18 protein-coding genes are annotated in these 15,481 nt (G+C 72.6%); 5 read left to right on the forward strand and 13 right to left on the reverse strand.

All coding sequences use genetic code 11. The features are described 5' to 3' along the window. Nucleotides 1-21: 21 nt before the first annotated feature. Entirely contained in the window at nucleotides 22-297 is a 276-nt protein-coding gene (locus WME85_RS43910; RefSeq protein WP_437305036.1) for a hypothetical protein, read from the reverse strand. Between the two features lie 201 nt (nucleotides 298-498). Here WME85_RS43910 and WME85_RS43915 point away from each other — a divergent pair, with 201 nt between their 5' ends. Then, on the forward strand, nucleotides 499-1,062 hold the full coding sequence (locus tag WME85_RS43915; RefSeq protein WP_437830190.1) for a DUF4142 domain-containing protein: 564 nt from the start codon (nucleotides 499-501) through the stop codon (nucleotides 1,060-1,062). A gap of 61 nt (nucleotides 1,063-1,123) precedes the next feature. Here the strand turns inward: WME85_RS43915 and WME85_RS43920 are convergent, their stop codons facing one another. From WME85_RS43920 to ychF, 4 genes are all read right to left on the reverse strand, one after another. Continuing rightward, nucleotides 1,124-1,750, reverse strand: a complete 627-nt coding sequence (locus WME85_RS43920) for a hypothetical protein (RefSeq protein ID WP_437830192.1) — start codon at nucleotides 1,748-1,750, stop codon at nucleotides 1,124-1,126. Further along, nucleotides 1,732-2,385 (reverse strand): hypothetical protein, encoded by a 654-nt coding sequence (locus tag WME85_RS43925; RefSeq protein WP_437830193.1) that lies wholly within the window; start codon nucleotides 2,383-2,385, stop codon nucleotides 1,732-1,734. The genes WME85_RS43920 and WME85_RS43925 overlap by 19 nt, the downstream gene beginning before the upstream one ends. A gap of 132 nt (nucleotides 2,386-2,517) precedes the next feature. Continuing rightward, entirely contained in the window at nucleotides 2,518-3,189 is a 672-nt protein-coding gene (locus tag WME85_RS43930) for a hypothetical protein (RefSeq protein ID WP_437830194.1), read from the reverse strand. 61 nt (nucleotides 3,190-3,250) lie between these two features. Next, the gene (ychF, locus tag WME85_RS43935; protein ID WP_437830195.1) at nucleotides 3,251-4,342 is read right to left on the reverse strand and encodes a redox-regulated ATPase YchF; all 1,092 of its coding nucleotides are present in this window, start codon (nucleotides 4,340-4,342) and stop codon (nucleotides 3,251-3,253) included. A gap of 367 nt (nucleotides 4,343-4,709) precedes the next feature. On the opposite strand from ychF, the gene WME85_RS43940 reads away from it, so the two are divergent. After that, nucleotides 4,710-5,726 carry a zinc-binding alcohol dehydrogenase family protein gene (locus WME85_RS43940; RefSeq protein ID WP_437830196.1) on the forward strand — a complete coding sequence of 339 codons (1,017 nt, stop codon included), beginning with the start codon at nucleotides 4,710-4,712 and terminating at the stop codon, nucleotides 5,724-5,726. A gap of 133 nt (nucleotides 5,727-5,859) precedes the next feature. Then, entirely contained in the window at nucleotides 5,860-6,258 is a 399-nt protein-coding gene (locus tag WME85_RS43945) for a hypothetical protein (protein WP_437830198.1), read from the forward strand. Between the two features lie 37 nt (nucleotides 6,259-6,295). Here the strand turns inward: WME85_RS43945 and WME85_RS43950 are convergent, their stop codons facing one another. The 8 genes from WME85_RS43950 to trxA all read right to left on the reverse strand — a co-directional run bounded on the left by WME85_RS43950 (nucleotide 6,296) and on the right by trxA (nucleotide 13,800). Then, nucleotides 6,296-7,417, reverse strand: coding sequence for a DegT/DnrJ/EryC1/StrS family aminotransferase (locus WME85_RS43950; protein WP_437830200.1), 1,122 nt, complete (start codon nucleotides 7,415-7,417; stop codon nucleotides 6,296-6,298). Then, the gene (locus WME85_RS43955) at nucleotides 7,414-8,088 is read right to left on the reverse strand and encodes an acyltransferase (RefSeq protein WP_437830202.1); all 675 of its coding nucleotides are present in this window, start codon (nucleotides 8,086-8,088) and stop codon (nucleotides 7,414-7,416) included. Before WME85_RS43955 ends, WME85_RS43950 begins: the two co-directional genes overlap by 4 nt. Next, nucleotides 8,085-9,752: a hypothetical protein gene (locus WME85_RS43960; protein WP_437830204.1), complete on the reverse strand. Its 1,668-nt coding sequence runs from the start codon at nucleotides 9,750-9,752 to the stop codon at nucleotides 8,085-8,087. The genes WME85_RS43955 and WME85_RS43960 overlap by 4 nt, the downstream gene beginning before the upstream one ends. A 6-nt stretch (nucleotides 9,753-9,758) precedes the next feature. Then, nucleotides 9,759-10,031: a preprotein translocase subunit SecG gene (gene secG, locus WME85_RS43965; RefSeq protein WP_433929726.1), complete on the reverse strand. Its 273-nt coding sequence runs from the start codon at nucleotides 10,029-10,031 to the stop codon at nucleotides 9,759-9,761. A gap of 107 nt (nucleotides 10,032-10,138) precedes the next feature. After that, nucleotides 10,139-10,969: a triose-phosphate isomerase gene (gene tpiA, locus WME85_RS43970; RefSeq protein WP_437830205.1), complete on the reverse strand. Its 831-nt coding sequence runs from the start codon at nucleotides 10,967-10,969 to the stop codon at nucleotides 10,139-10,141. Next, on the reverse strand, nucleotides 10,966-12,201 hold the full coding sequence (locus WME85_RS43975) for a phosphoglycerate kinase (protein WP_437830206.1): 1,236 nt from the start codon (nucleotides 12,199-12,201) through the stop codon (nucleotides 10,966-10,968). The genes tpiA and WME85_RS43975 overlap by 4 nt, the downstream gene beginning before the upstream one ends. A 4-nt stretch (nucleotides 12,202-12,205) precedes the next feature. Beyond that, nucleotides 12,206-13,231, reverse strand: a complete 1,026-nt coding sequence (gap, locus tag WME85_RS43980; protein WP_437305049.1) for a type I glyceraldehyde-3-phosphate dehydrogenase — start codon at nucleotides 13,229-13,231, stop codon at nucleotides 12,206-12,208. Nucleotides 13,232-13,476: 245 nt separating this feature from the next. Then, the gene (trxA, locus tag WME85_RS43985; RefSeq protein WP_437305050.1) at nucleotides 13,477-13,800 is read right to left on the reverse strand and encodes a thioredoxin; all 324 of its coding nucleotides are present in this window, start codon (nucleotides 13,798-13,800) and stop codon (nucleotides 13,477-13,479) included. A 234-nt stretch (nucleotides 13,801-14,034) separates the two neighbouring features. Between trxA and WME85_RS43990 the strand changes: the two genes are divergently transcribed. Further along, nucleotides 14,035-14,631, forward strand: a complete 597-nt coding sequence (locus tag WME85_RS43990; protein WP_437830207.1) for a hypothetical protein — start codon at nucleotides 14,035-14,037, stop codon at nucleotides 14,629-14,631. A gap of 82 nt (nucleotides 14,632-14,713) precedes the next feature. Beyond that, the gene (locus WME85_RS43995) at nucleotides 14,714-15,436 is read left to right on the forward strand and encodes a polyprenol monophosphomannose synthase (RefSeq protein WP_437830209.1); all 723 of its coding nucleotides are present in this window, start codon (nucleotides 14,714-14,716) and stop codon (nucleotides 15,434-15,436) included. Nucleotides 15,437-15,481 lie beyond the last annotated feature (45 nt).

The raw sequence follows: 15,481 nt of genomic DNA on the forward strand, positions 1-15,481 counted from the left end.
GGCCCTCGCTGGCGGCCTGGGCTAGGACGGCGGTCGCGCCTTCGCCGCTGGCGACTTCGGCTCGCGCGGCGGGGGCGGCGGGTTGCGGAGCTTGTCGAGCTCGGTGGCCGCCTCGGTGGTGATGCGGCGCGCGATGTGGGCGAACGCCGAGGCGGCCTCCCTGGCGGGCGGCGTCGAGAAGATCGCGACGGCGTGCTGTGCGGCGGTCCTCCTGCCGACAGGGACGAGGAAGAAGGTCAGCGCGGCGAGGAGGAACACGACGCCGTTGACGAGGCGCTTGAAGAAGTCGCCGACCACAGAAGGCCAAGGCTAGACGGCGCACGCGCGCGGGGCCCACTTCTCGACAGCCGGGCGGCCCCACGCGCGTCCGCCCCTTGCCGTGGCGCCCGGGGCTCACGACAAAAAAGCACGGATCCTCGTCCGCCAACGACGAGCAGCGGAGCCCGGGCGTGCCGGGCCCCGCGAGGCGTCGCGACGAGGAAGAGAGGGGGAGCTACGATGTTCAAACCTGGTTCACTCATCGCCATGATGCTGGCAGCCGGCCTGTCGACCGCGGCGCTGCCGGTGACGAGCGGGGCGCAAGGCGCAGCGGGGCAGCAAGGCCAGGCAGGCCAGCCCTCGCTGAGCAAGTCCGATCGCGAGTTCGTCGAGAAGGCCGGGCTCGGAGGGCTCCTGGAGGTGCGGCTCGGGCAGCTCGCGCAGCAGCGGGCCTCGAGCCCGGACGTGAAGAGCTTCGGGCAGCGCATGATCGACGACCACGGGGCCGTCAACAAGCGGCTCGCGGAGCTCGCGCAGCGCAAGGGCGTGCTCGTGCCTCAGGAGCTCGATCAGAAGCACCGCGAGAAGGTCGACAAGCTGTCCAAGAAGACGGGGGCCGAGTTCGACCGGGCCTACATGAGCGACATGGTCGACGACCACGAGCACGACGTCGGGGAGTTCGAGAAGGCCGCGAAGGAGGCGAAGGACGCCGACCTGAAGGGCTTCGCCGCCGCGACGCTCCCGAAGCTCCGGGAGCACCTCGCGCTGGCGAGGCAGGTGCACGGCAAGGTGAAGGGGAAGTAGCGGCGCGAGGCGTCTGCCGCGCGGCACGATGCGCGCGGCGAGCCGCCGGCCGCTGACGGGCTCAGGCGACCACGCGCGCGGCGCGCTCGGGCGCCTCTGCGGGCGGCGGGGTCGACTTCGACCTCGCCGCGCCGCGGACCGGCGCGAGCCTGCTCCGGAGCTTCTGATAAGCCGCCACGTCGACCGGCTCGCCCCGGACCCAGGCGCGGATGAACGGCATGACCGCGGGCTCCCAGGACGTCGAGAGGCGCAGGGCGAGGAACTCTGCGTAGAGCGCCGTGAAGAGCGTCTCGAGCTCCTCGATGAGGTACATGCGCTCGTAGAACTGCTCGTCCGCGGCGTCCTTGACGACGCTCGGGATCTTGACGCCCGAGAGGGCGAACGCGTCGGCGTTGAACAGGAAGGCATACTCGAGCTCCCCGCGGGTCACGCGGACGCGCGCCTGCGAGGGGAGCTTGCCCTGGCGCAAGGCCTCGTGGGCCTCGGGGGCGCTGCTCGGCGCCGCGCCCTTGAGCCGGCTCTGCTCCTTCTCCTGGACGAGCGTGATCTGCCCCTCGAGCCAGAGCTCGCAGACGCCGAGGGCGTCGAGGGAGAAGCGCCCCTCGAAGAGCTCGCTCTCGAACCAGAGCCAGACCAGGAATTCACGGCCGACGAAGCGGCGCTGCTCGATCAGCTCGGCGAGACCCACAGGGCACCTCCAGCGGCGGATTCTGCGTGAAAGACGGTGGGCTTGAGGAGCTCGAAGGCGGTCTGCTGCTCGCTCGTCAGGCCGAGCTCGCGGGCAGCCGTGTAGGGGCTCTCGGGCACCAGATCGAGCTCGAACGTTTGCTCGAAGAGCTCGGCGAGCCCCTCGTGCGCGCGCGGCGACTGGTTCCAGAACCGCACGACGCCGGCCTCGAGGTTCCAGGAGAGGTCCACGACCTTCATCACCGGCATGAGCTGCGCGCGGAGCTTCCTCGAAACGACGGCGCGGAGCTCTTCCTTCTCGCGCCGCCCGAGCTTCTCGCGCCCGCGCTTCGCGAGGTGCTCGCGCTCCGCCTCGGCGAAGTGCGCCTTGAAGAGCGCCGAGGGCACCTGCCAGCGATCGGTCCTGAGGCCGAGGTTCAGGTACGAGTTGAAGAAGATCTTGCCGTGTTCGAGCTCGCAATCGAGCGGGTTCTCGATGGAGCACCACCCGGCGCGCTGCTCCGCGTCCTCCTCGACGGTGAGCGGCCGGAACGCCCGGAGCTGGATGCGCTCGACGAACCGGTCCCGGAAGCCGTCCGGGAGGTCGCCGCGCACGTAGAACTTCGAGAATGAGATGGATCCTTTGAGTGCGCCCAAACGATCGTCCTTTCGTCTCGTGAGGGCACGGAGGTAGCCGAGCGGATCCGGGGGGTCAAAAAACCGGACGGGGCTCCTCGTCGGGGGTTGCGGCGGGGGTTGCGGCGGGGGCTGCGGCCGTCGTCGGCGCCGTCAGAGCGGCTGCGCGAGCGGCGGGCGCAGCCAGCGGCCCGAGAGCGGACCCGTGAGGTAGTAGCGGTAGCGGAGAAAATACGGCTGGCCGTCGGGCCCGCAGAACGCGACGGTGGACCGCAGGAATCGACCGAAGGCGTCGGCGTCGGGCGTACCAGAGAGCCTGTGGCCGATGGCGGGCGCGGGCATCGCGGGGAATCCGGGGAATCGGAGCGGCGCGCCTTCCGAGAACCCGCGCGGCAACGCGCACGGCGCGGGCGAGGTGTGCCCTGGGGTCGAGGTCGCGCCGCCGGGGCGGGGTGCGCCGGCCTCCTGGGGCTCAACCTCGGTCGGCTTCTCGCGCTCAACCTCGGTCGGCTTCTCGCGCTCAACCTCGGTCGGCTCAACCTCGGTCGGCTCCTCGCGCTCAACCTCGGTCGGCTCCTCGCGCTCAACCTCGGTCGGCTCCTCGCGCTCAACCTCGGTCGGCTCCTCGCGCTCAACCTCGGTCGGCTCAACCTCGGTCGGCGCAGCGTCGCAGCCCGGCGCGCCCAGCGCCGAGGAGAGAAGAACCAGCACCGACAACCCGCCGCAGATCGCCCTGCGCACCACCCCGCCTCCGTCCGCAAGGCAGCGGAGCGCCCCGGCGGTCACGGCCGGCGCACCGAACTTGCCAGGGTCGGGGAGGAGCAACGGCGATGCCGCCGCGCCTGCGCAGCCGGGGTGCAGCGGGCGCGCTCGAGCGGCGGACAGCTCAGACGTTGAAGAGGAAGTGCGTGACGTCGCCGTCCTGGAAGACGTAGGTCTTGCCCTCGACGCGCAGCTTGCCGGCGGCGCGGATGGCCGCCTCGGTCCGGTGCTCGACGAGATCGTCGACCTTGTAGACCTCCGCCCGGATGAAGCCCTTCTCGAAATCGCTGTGGATGACCCCGGCGGCCTGCGGCGCCGTGCACCCGATCGGGATCGTCCAGGCGCGGATCTCCTTGGGGCCCGCCGTGTAGTAGCTCTGGAGCCCGAGGAGCCGGTAGGCCTCTCGCGCGAGCGTCGCGAGCGCCGGCTCCTTCATGCCGAGGCTCTCGAGCATCTCCTGCCGCTCGTCGGGCGCGAGCTCGTTCAGCTCCGACTCGAGCTTGCTGCAGACCGGCACGACGCCGCTGCCCTCGGAGGCCGCGCGCTCACGCACCTTCGCCGCAAGCGGGCCCGTGCCGGAGACGTCGGACTCGTCGACGTTCGCCACGTAGAGGACCTTCTTCGCCGTGATCAGGCCGAACGTCTTCACGACCTTCCGCTGCTCCTCATCGAAGGAGACCCCGCGGACAGGCTTGCCGGCCTGGAGCGCCTCGAGACACCGCTCCATGAGCGCGATCTTCGGGAGGAGCTCCTTGTCGCCCTTCGCCTGCTTCCGCGTGCGCTCCAGCATTCCCTCGAGGGAGCCGAGATCGGCCAGCATGAGCTCCGTCTCGATCGTGTCGATGTCGCGGAGCGGGTCGACGCCGCCGTCGACGTGCACGACGTCGGCGACCGTGAAGCAGCGGACCACGTGGAGGATCGCGTCCACCTCGCGGATATGGCTCAGGAATTTGTTCCCGAGGCCCTCGCCCGTGCTCGCGCCGCGCACGAGCCCGGCGATGTCGACCACCCGCACCATGGCGGGGATGATCTTCTCGGTCTTGATGTACTTCGCGAGCGTGGTGAGCCGGTCGTCAGGGACAGGGACGGCGCCGACGTTCGGCTCGATGGTGCAGAACGGGTAGTTCTGCGCCTCGGCCTTGGCGGCCGTCAGCGCGTTGAACAGGGTGCTCTTGCCCACGTTGGGCAGTCCGACGATGCCGACCTCGACGCTCATGGCGCGCACGTCTAGCACAGGCAGGGTCGCGCGGCCCGACCCCCTTGGCAGCGCATCCTCAAGGGATCTCCGGTGGTCGCGACGGCGTGATCGCCATGGATCCGAGGCGCGCTCGCGCCGCCCGCCGACGCGCCGTGGCCGACGGGGGGCGCAGCAACCGGTCTGAGCGGCGGTCGATGGGCCCGAGCCGCGGGCGCGACCAGGAGCCCCCCCCACGAGCCACGGCGCCCGTCCGGCCTCAGCCCGGCCGATTGATGAACCCAGTTCACAGATCCTCGTCCACGCACCCGGATTGTGTACCGCAGCGATCGAGCGCACCTCTCCATGCGCAACGGGACCTCCTGCCGGTCCCGGAGAGGAGAACGCCATGCGCGCCGTCGGATTCCACCGTTACCTGCCCATCGATCACCCCGAGAGCCTGCTCGACCTCGAGCTCCCGGAGCCGACGCCCGGACCGCACGATCTGCGCGTGCGGGTGCGCGCGGTGGCGGTGAACCCGGTCGACGTGAAGGTCCGGGCGCCGAAGCCCCAGGTCGAGAACCCGCCGCGCGTCCTCGGCTGGGACGCCGCCGGCGTCGTCGAGGCGGTCGGCGCCGAGGTCAGCGCATTCCGGCCAGGCGACCAGGTCTACTACGCCGGGAGCATCGCGCGGTCGGGCAGCAACGCCGAGGTGCACCTCGTCGACGAGCGCATCGCGGCGCGGATGCCGCAGTCGCTCGGGTTCGCCGACGCGGCGGCGCTGCCCCTCACCGCGCTGACGGCGTGGGAAGGGCTCTTCGAGCGCCTCGGCGTCGATCGCGACGGGCGCGACGCCGGGCGCACGGTGCTCGTCATCGGCGGCGCCGGCGGCGTGGGCTCGATGGTGGTGCAGCTCGCCAAGGTCGCGGGGCTGCGCGTCGTCGCCACCGCGTCGCGCAAGGAGAGCCAGGCGTGGGCCCGCGCGCTCGGCGCGGACCTCGTCGTCGATCACCGCGCGCCGCTCCGCCCGCAGCTCGAGGCCGCGGGGCTGCAGCACGTGGAGCTGATCTTCAACACGCAGAGCACCGACGCGTGGTGGGACACGATGGTGGACGTCGTGGCGCCGCTCGGGCGCATCGTGGGGATCGTCGAGACCAAGGGGCCGATCGAACTCGGGAAGCTGATGTCGAAGAGCGCGAGCTTCGCGTGGGAGCTGATGTTCACGCGGTCCCTCCACGGGACCCCGGACATGGCCGCGCAGCGGGAGATCCTCACGCGCGTGGCGGCGTGGGTGGACGAGGGGCGGCTCCGCACGACGCGCGGCCAGCACCTCGGCCAGATCAACGCGGCGAACCTGCGCGCCGCGCACGCGCACATCGAGTCGGGGCAGGCGATCGGAAAGCTGGTGCTGGAGGGGTGGGGCTGACCGCGAGGGCGGCCGCGCCGTCCGCGGGGCCAACGGGCCAAAGCAGGCAGGCCCGGCTGATCCCGGGTGACCCGCGCGGCTGCGCGCACGGCCAAGGCGGTACGGTCGAGCAGCGCTGCTACGCTCCAGCGACATGGCCGAGCCCACGTGGAAGAAGCTCGTCGACCAGCTGAAAAACGAAGGGCACAGGAGCCCTTACCTCGACCGCCTCCGGCAGCGCCTGCCCGCCTCGGGCCCCTCGGACATCGCCGGCGAGATCCTCCGGGAGATGGCCTCGGCGCTCGGGAGGTCCGAGGACAAGGTCAACGTCGCGCTGCTCGAGCTCGAGCTGCAAGGCAAGGCGCTCGACGCGCTCGCCGGGAGCCAGGGCGCGGCCCCGGGGGAGCGGGTGGCGAGGGTCGCGGCCTTCAACCGGCAGCGCGAGGCGGCCACCCAGGCGCTCTGGGAGCTGCGCGTGCACCGGGAGGCGCTCGGGTTCCGGCGGAACGAGGACCTGGCCGAGCTGTATCCGATCCCGCCGAAGCGCGCGTAGCCGCCGCCCGTCACGCGGCGGCGCGCGACGCCGCCCGTCACCCGAAGAACGCGCGGATGGCGGCGGCCACGCGATCGATCTCCTCGCCCGTGAGCTCGGGGAAGATCGGGAGCGCGAGCGTCTCGCGCGCGGCGGCCTCCGCGACGGGGAGAGCGCCGGCGGGCGGGCCGAGCGGCGCGAAGCAGGGCTGGAGGTGGAGCGGCGCCGGGTAATAGACCTCGGTGCCGACGCCCTGCTCGGCGAGGAAGCTCCGCAGCGGATCGCGCAGGGACGCGTCGTGCAGGCGGACGACGTACTGGTTGAACGTGTGCCCGGCGGCGCCGGCGTCAGGCAACGCGATGGGCAGACCCGCCCCGCCGAGGAGCGCCGCGTACCGCGCGGCGTGCCCGCGGCGCCGCTCGAGGAGCGCGCCGACGTGCGGGAGCTTGCGCCGGAGGAGCGCCGCCTGGAGCGCGTCGAGCCGGAAGTTGCCGCCGACCAGCGTGTGCTGATGCTTCTTGCGAGCGCCCTGGGCGCGCAGCGCCCGGACGCGCTCGGCCAGGTCGTCGCGATCCGTCGTCACGAGCCCGCCGTCGCCGAAGCCGCCGAGGTTCTTGGTCGGGAAGAACGAGAAGCACCCCAGCAGCCCGAGCGCGCCCGCGCGGCGGCCGGCGCGCTCGGCGCCAAAGGCCTGGGCCGCGTCCTCGATGATCGGCAGGCCACGGCTGCCCGCGACGGCGAGGAGCTCGTCCATCGGGGCGCAGTCGCCGAAGAGGTGGACCGCGACGACCGCCCGCGTGCGCGCCGTCAGGGCGCACGCCAGGGAGGCGGGATCCAGGTTGAACGAGCCGGGGAGCACGTCCGCGAAGACGGGCCGCGCGCCGGTGCGATGGATGGCGCCCGCGGTCGCGAAGAACGTGTACGCAGGGCACACCACCTCGTCGCCCGCGCCGACGCCGAGCGCCATCAGCGCGACGAGCAGCGCGTCGGTGCCGGACGAGACGCCCACGGCGTGCCGCACGCCGAGGTACGCGGCGCACGCCGACTCGAAGGCGCCGACCTCCGGACCGAGGATGTAGTGGCCGCCGCGGACGACCGACTGGAACACGGCGGTGAGCTCGTCCTGCATGGCGAGATCGCCGCGAGCGCGGTCGAAGAAGGGAACGGGCGGCGGCGTCATTCCTCGGTGTCCTCTGGCGCGGGGAGGTCGCGGTAGCGACGCGCGGCCGCGGCGCGGGGCGCAGGGAGCGGCGCGTCCTCGTCGAGGTCGAGGCAACGGACGACGTCGCCGCGGCGCTCGTAGCGGTAGCCGCTCTCGGGGCAGCGCATCAGGCCGTCGGGCGCGGCGACGAGCTTGTGGCCGTGGCGGCTCATCCAGCCGGTGCGCCGGGCCGGCACGCCGGTGACGAGCGCGTAGTCGGGGACGTCGCGGGTGACCACGGCGCCGGCGCCGATGAAGGCGTGGCGGCCGATCGTGACGCCGCAGACGACGGTGGCGTTGGCGCCCACCGTGGCGCCACGGCGGATGCGCGTCGTGTCGAGGAATGCGCGGCGGTCGATCTGGGCGCGCGGGTTGATGACGTTGGTGAGGACCGCGGACGGTCCGAGGAACACGTCGTCCTCGACGAGGGTGCCGTCATAGACCGACACGTTGTTCTGGATCCGGACGCCGTCGCCGACGACGGCGCTGCCCGCGACGAAGACGTTCTGCCCGAGGACGCAGGCGCGGCCGATGCGCGCGCCCGCCGAGACATGGCAGAAGTGCCATACCTTCGTCTCGTCGCCGATGTCGCAGGGTTCGTCGATGCACGCGGACGGGTGCGCGAAGAACCGCCTCTCGGACTGGGTCATGGCGCCGCCTCCGCCGGGCCCGAGGCGCGGCCCTCCGGCGTGCCCGGCGGCGGCGCGCCGCGCCCGGCGGGCGCGGCCCAGAGACCCCAGGCGCCGCGCGTCGCGAGCGGCGGGCCGGCGAGGTCGATCACGGACGGCCTGACGCGCCCGACGAGGTACGCCGCGCCGACGTCGGCGATGCGGCGGGCGAGCGACGCGGGGTCGTCGAAGCTCGAGCGGACCGGGGGGTCGCGCGGGTCGACCGAGCGGTCCGGGTGCGCGCTCTCGGGGCGGCCCAGGGCGGCGAGCGTCGCGAGGTGGCCATAGTCGACGACCTCGACGAGCACGGGCGCGGAGGGCGGCGTGAGCTCCGCGGCGGCGCGGCCGATGGCGACCTCGTCGGTGCGCGGGTTGAAGTGCTCGCGGCGCAGGTGGGGCCGGAAGAACACGCCGAGGAAGAGCACCACCAGCAGCGCGCCGCCGAGCGCCCGCCGCGCCCCGGAGGAAGCGCCGCGGAAGGCGCGCGTGGAGAGATCCCCCACGGCGAGCGCGAGCAGGAGCAGGGCGAGGAGGGTCGCGCGCTCGGGGTGGTGCGTCGGGGCGCCGTCGCGTACGAGGGCGAGCGAGAGCGCCGCGATCTGGAGGGCGGCGACCGCGCCGGGGAGCGCGTACGGGCGAGCGGCGCGGAGGAGCGGCGGGAACGGGCGGGCCTCGCGGGCCGCACTCGACGCGGCGCCGCGGCGTGCGCGCCAGGCGACGAAGGCGAGGGCGGCGGGGCTAAGGAAGAGCTCCGGCTCCTCGCGGACCATCGCGGCGGGGTATGCGAAGAGCCGCAGCAGGGTGCCGTCGCCGCCGGGGCTGACCGCGTTGCGGTACGAGGCGACGCGGGCCAGGAAGTGCAGCGCATCGCCGTGGGCGACGCGGTTCCACGCGACCCACGCCGCGGGCCCGGCGAGGGCGACGAGCGCCGCGAGCGCGAGCTTCGCCTGCGCGGCGCGGCCCTGGCCGAGGCGCGCGGCGGCGAGCAGCGCCATCGCCGCGAAGATGACGGCGACGGGCCAGGGCTCGTACCGGGAGAGCGTCGCGACGACGATCGCGAGCGCGCCGACGAGGGCGCGCCCGGCCGGCGGCGCGGGCCCGGCCGGCGGCGTGAGGAGCGACGCGACGGCGAACAGCGAGAGGGCCGCGGTCGGCAGCTCGGGGACCGTCGCCACGCCGAGGCAGGCGCTCCAGGGAAAGGCGCCGGCGAGCAGCGCGCCGGCGAGCGCGGCGCGGCGGTCGCCCGTGATCCAGCGGGCGGAGACGTAGACGAGCGCCGCCGACGCGAGGCCGAGCGCGAAGGCGACGGCGCGGGCGACCTCGAGGGTCGGCGCAACAACGCGCCCCAGAACGCGGAAAAGCGCGCCATTGAGCCAGAAAGGAGCCGGGAGCCAGCTCGTCCCGGTCGGGTCGAGCCGGGGCGCGTGGGCCCACGCCTGCGCGAGGACCACGCGCGCGAAGTCGTCGTCGCTCACCGCCCGGAAGCCGAGCGCGAGGACCAGCGCGGAGACAGCCGCCTTGGCGAGGACGACGAGGGCAAGGTCACGCGCGAAGGGGGCGGCGGAGGCCGTTGCCCCCCGCTCAGGCGACCCCGCACCGCGCGCCCCGCCCGCCGCCCTCCCCGGCGCGGGAGCGGGCCGTAGCACGCGGGCCTACTTCTCCTGGGATCGCTCGAACTCGCGCAGCTCGCGATCGCCCGCCGACGAGAGGTAGGCGAGCGACACGCTCGTGGCCATGAAGACGGCGGCGCAGATGGCCGTGAGGCGGGTCATGAAGTTGCCCGCGCCGCGGCCGCCGAACACCTGCGCCGTGGCGCCGCCCATGGCCGAGCCCATCCCGCCCCCGCGCCCCTGCTGGAGGAGCACGACGAGGATCAAGAACAGGCAGACGAACACGTGCACGATGTTGAGGAGCGTGTGAAGCATCGGCGTCTTTCTGCTGGGATATTCTGGCGCGCGCGGGGAGGCTGAGGGGCAACCCGGGTGAGAGGGCAGGCCGGCGCTCCCGCGGTGAGGCGGGAGCGGCCCGCGATCTACCCCTGTTCCGCGCGCTCCGCCAGTCGGTGCGCGGCCTCGACGATCTTGGCGAAGCCGGCGGCGTCGAGCGAGGCCCCGCCGACGAGCGCGCCGTCGATGTCGTCCTGGGCGAGCAGCGCCTCGGCGTTGTCGGCCTTGACGCTGCCGCCGTAGAGGACGCGCGTGACGGAAGCGAGGTCCTCCGAGGCCTTCGCGAGCAGGCCGCGGATGAACGCGTGGACCTCCTGGGCGTCCTCGGCGCGCGCGACCTTGCCCGTCCCGATCGCCCAGACCGGCTCGTAGGCGATGACGCCGAAGCCGGGCTGCTTCGCGAGCTCGTCGAGGAAGGCGCGGACCTGGCGCTCGACCACGGCGAGCGTCTCGCCCGCCTCGCGCTGCTCGAGCGTCTCGCCGACGCAGACGATGGGGCGCAGCTCGGCGGCGATCGCCGAGGCGACCTTCCGGGCGACGGACTCGTCGGTCTCGGCGAACAGCTGCCGCCGCTCGCTGTGACCGAGGATGACCCAGGTCGCGCCCGCGTCCTTGAGCATGCCCGAGGCGATCTCGCCGGTGAACGCCCCGGAGACCTCGGCGCTCATGTTCTGCGCGGCGATGCCGACCTCGCTCTTCGCCTCCGCGAGCTCGTGGGCCACGGCGGCGATCGCGGTGAACGGCGGGGCGACCACCACCTCGGCCCGGGTGAGCTCGCGGGTCGCCTTGGCGACGGCCGCCGCCAGCGGGCAGGCGTCCTGCCCCCCGGCGTTCATCTTCCAGTTGCCGGCGATGAGCGGACGCCGCGGGGCGGCGCCCGTGTCGCCGGGCGTCCCCCCATCGTTCACGGGCTTCACTCGCTCACCTCGACCGACCGGAGCGCCTCGACGCCCGGCAGCTTCTTGCCCTCGATGAGCTCGAGCGAAGCGCCGCCGCCGGTCGAGATGTGGTTGAAGCCCTGGGCGATCTGCTCGCCGGCCACCTTGACCGCCGCCGCGCTGTCGCCGCCGCCGACCACCGTGAAGCCGGACGCGCCGCTCATGATGCGCGCGACGTCGAACGTGCCCTTGGAGAAGGCCGGCGTCTCGAAGAGGCCCATGGGGCCGTTCCAGAACACCGTCTTCGCCTTCTCGATCGCCTTGCCGAAGAGCTCGACCGAGCGGGGCCCGATGTCGAGCGCCATCGTGCCCTCGGGGATGGAGTCGACCGACGCGGACTCGCCCTGCGTCGCGTCGATGCCAGAGGCGACGACCACGTCGACGGGCAAGAGGAGCTGGATGCCCCGATCGCGCGCCTTGCTCATGATCGTCCGCGCGAGCGGGAGCTTGTCCTCCTCGATCCGGCTCTTCTGCACGTTCTTGCCCTGCGCGGCGAGGAACGTGTTCGCCATCGCGCCGCCGATGCAGAGGGTGTCGACCACGTTGAGGAGCGCCTCGACGACGTCGATCTTGTCGGAGACCTTGGCGCCGCCGAGGACGGCGACGTACGGCTTCTCCGGGCGGTCGATGAGCCGGCTCAGGGCCTTGAGCTCCTTCAGGAGGAGGAGGCCGGCGGCGCGCTCGCGCACGAGGCGCGGCAGCGCGTGCACCGACGCGTGGGCGCGGTGCACGGCGCCGAAGGCGTCGTCGACGTAGACGTCGCAGAGCTCGGCGAGCTGGCGCGCGAAGCCCTCGTCGTCCTTCTCCTCCTCCGGGTGGAAGCGGAGGTTCTCGAGGAGGCAGATCTGGCCCGCCCGGAGGTCGTAGATGACCTTCTTGGGCGAGTCGCCGATACAGTCGTCCGGCAGGTGGACCTCGTAGCCCGTGAGCTCACTGAGCCGCCCCCCGCACGGCTCCAGCGAGAGCCCCTCGGTCTTGCCCGGCTTCGGGCGGCCGAGGTGCGACGCGAGGATCACCTTCGCGCCCGCCTCCACGGCGAGCTTGATCGTCGGGATCGCCTCGCGGATGCGCGAGTCGTCCGTGATCTTGCCCGTCTTCTTGTCGAGCGGGACGTTGAAGTCGACGCGGATGAAGACGCGCTTGCCGCTGAGGCCGGCGGCGTCGCCGGCCGCGGCGAGGTCCTCGATGGAGCGGATTCCGGTGAGCTTCACGGCGCTACACGCCCTTCTTCGCCACGAGCTGCGCGAGGTCGATCATGCGGTTCGAGAAGCCCCACTCGTTGTCGTACCACGAGAAGATCTTCGCGAAGCGGTCGCCGAGGACCGACGTCATGGTGGCGTCGAACGTGCTGGACGCGGGCGAGCCGATGAAGTCGCCCGAGACGAGCTCCCGCTCGGTGTAGTTGAGGATGTCCTTCATCGGACCCTGGTCCGCGGCCTGCTTCATCGCGGCGTGGATGCTCTCCTTCGTGATCGGCTTCTCGGTCTCGAGGGTGAGGTCCACGAGCGAGACGTCGACCGTGGGGACGCGGATCGCGAGGCCGTCGAACTTGCCCTTGAGCTCCGGGATCACCTCGGACAGCGCCTTGGCGGCGCCGGTGCTCGAGGGGATCATGTTGACCGCGGCAGCGCGGGCGCGGCGCAGGTCCCCCTTGCGGTGCGGGATGTCGAGCAGGTTCTGGTCGTTCGTGTACGAGTGCACCGTCGTCATCAGGCCGCGGACGATGCCGAAGTTGTCGAGCATGACCTTGGCGATCGGGGCGAGGCAGTTCGTCGTGCACGAGCCGCACGAGATGATCGTGTGCTTCGACGCGTCGTAGTTGTGGTCGTTCACGCCCATGACGACCGTGAGGTCGTGGCCCTTGGCCGGCGCGCTGATGATCACGCGCTTGGCGCCCGCGTTGATGTGGCCGGCGGCCTTCGCCTTGTCCGTGAAGAGGCCCGTGCACTCGAGGACGATGTCGACGCCGAGGCTCTTCCACGGGAGCTCGGCCGGGTCCTTCAGCGCGAGGACCTCGATCTTCTGGTCGCCGATGGTGATGTGCTTGTCGCCGGCGCCGACCTTCGCCGCCTTGAACTCGCGGTGGATCGAGTCGTACTGGAAGAGGTGGGCGAGGGTCTTCGGATCCGTCAGGTCGTTGATGGCGACCAGCTCGATATCCTTCACGCCGCGCTCGACGAGCGCGCGGACAATGCAGCGTCCGATGCGTCCAAAACCGTTAATTGCGATCTTCGTCGCCATCACGAACTCCTGGGAAAGTGGCCGGGCGCGATACGTAGTCACCTCGCGCGCGACGGTCAAGCAAAGCTCTCCGCGCGCGCAAGACCCGCGTTCTCGGGGAGCCGCGCTGGCGGCGCCGCGACCGGCTGGCCGAAGAGGTGTGGGGTGGGGAGCGCTCGGAGGGAAGAGGGGAGCGGTCGGCGTTCTCGCGCGTTCGCGCGCGTTCGCGCTCCGTCGCGCGGCCTCGGTGCGAGGCGGCGCTCGGCTCAGAGGCCGAGGAGCTGCACGAGCTTGTCGCGGCTCACGAGGCCGACCTGCTGCCCGGCCTTCTGGCCGCCCTTGAACACGATCACCGTCGGAACGCTCCGCACCCCGTACTTGCGGGTCGTCTCCGGAGCGCCGTCGATGTCGAGCTTGGCGACCTTCACCTTGCCCTGGAACTCGTCCGCGATCTTGTCGACGATCGGGGCGAGCGCCTTGCAGGGCCCGCACCAGGTGGCCGTGAAATCCACGAGAACGGGGATGGGGGAGTTCAGGACCTCGGACTCGAAATTCTGGTCGGTGAGGGTGTGAACGTTCTGGCTCGCCATGTCTGTCTCCGTCGGTGCCGCGCTGTTCAGGTTCGAGGTCGCGCGCCCATTGGCCGGGCGCTACCCCGCGAGTGACCGAGGCTGCATGCAGCCGGTCGGCCCGATGCAGAGCGAACGCCCTGTCGGGAAGGGAAAGTAACTGGCGCGCACGCCTCCGGCAACCGCAAGGAGCCGGGGGCGCGCCCCGCGGCGCCTTCCGCCGGCGCGATCGTTTTGGTAGATCGCTCGGCCCGGATGTCGTCGGACGAGACCACCCCGAAGCCCCCGCGGCGCCTGCGGGCCCGCGGCGCTCCCGCGACGGCGACCGGCGGCCACGACGTCGAGGAGACCTGGCGGCAGACGGTCCGAGGGCTCGTGGTGCCGCTCGAGCGCGCCTTGACGCTCGCCGCGCTGCGCGCCGCCTGCGCCCGGCTGGCCGAGGTGGCCGAGCGGCAGCAGCTGGCGCTCGTCGAGGAGCCGCTGTTCGGCCTGAGGGGCGACCCCGGCGAGGATCCGCCGGACCGGTGGGACTACGAGGCGGTGCTCCCGGTACGCGGCGCGGCCAGGCCGGAGGGCGACGTGAAGGTCGCGCGCGTCGAGGGCGGGCTGCACCTCGCCGCGATCACGCCGCGCGGCATCGACGACCTGAAGAGCCTGTATGGCCACCTGCTCGGCAAGGTCCTCCCCTCCAGGAAGCAGCGGCTGGCGCGGCCGTACATCCTCCACCGGGTGCACGGCCTCACCGGCCGCCAGGAGCGCGAGCCCGACGAGGCGGTCGCAATCGCCGTCTATGTGCCGGCGGTGCTCTCGATCAAGCCGGTGCCGGTGCCGGCCGACGAAGCGGAGGGCTGAGCGCAGAGCCCGCGGGCGCGACGCGCGACGCCGCACGATGCGCACGTCCCCGCGTCCGGCCGCGCAGCCGAGCCGAGCCAGCATGGCCCCCCGAACCCTCGTCATCACGCCGACGTACAACGAGCGGGACAACCTCGCCGAGTTCGTGAGCTCCGTCCTCGCGGCGGTCCCGGACGCGCACGTGCTCGTCGTCGACGACGCGTCGCCGGACGGGACCGGCGCCCTCGGCGACGAGCTCGCCGCGCGCGACGGGCGCGTCCGCGTGCTCCACCGCCCGGCCAAGCTCGGGCTCGGCACGGCGTACCTGGAGGGCTTCCAGCGCGCGCTCGACGGCGGCTACGACGTCGCGCTCGAGATGGACGCGGACCTCTCGCACGACCCGGGGTACCTGCCGGCCTTCCTCGACGCGATCGCGCGGGGCGCCGACGTGGTCCTCGGCTCGCGCAACATGCCGGGGGGCGGCGTGGAGGGCTGGGGCCTCGGGCGGCACGTGCTCTCGAAGGGCGGCTCGCTCTACGCGCGGACCATCCTCGGCGTCGGCGTCCGCGACCTGACGACCGGCTACAAGGCGTTCACCCGGCGCGCGCTCCTCTCGCTCGACCTCGGCAGCGTGCGCTCGAACGGCTACGCCTTCCAGATCGAGACGACCTACCGGGCGCTCCGCAAAGGGCTCCGCGTGGTCGAGGTGCCGATCGTGTTCGTCGACCGCCGCGCAGGCCACTCGAAGATGAGCCGGAGGATCTTCGCCGAGGCGATCGTCGAGGTCTTCCGCCTGCGCATCGACGCCGCGCTCGGGCGCATCTGAGCGGCGCGACGGCCGCGCGCCGCGCCGCTCGGATGCGCCCAGACG

The sequence above is a fragment of the Sorangium sp. So ce1153 genome, assembly GCF_051521595.1.
In the GTDB taxonomy this organism is placed as follows: Bacteria; Myxococcota_A; Polyangia; order Polyangiales; family Polyangiaceae; genus Sorangium.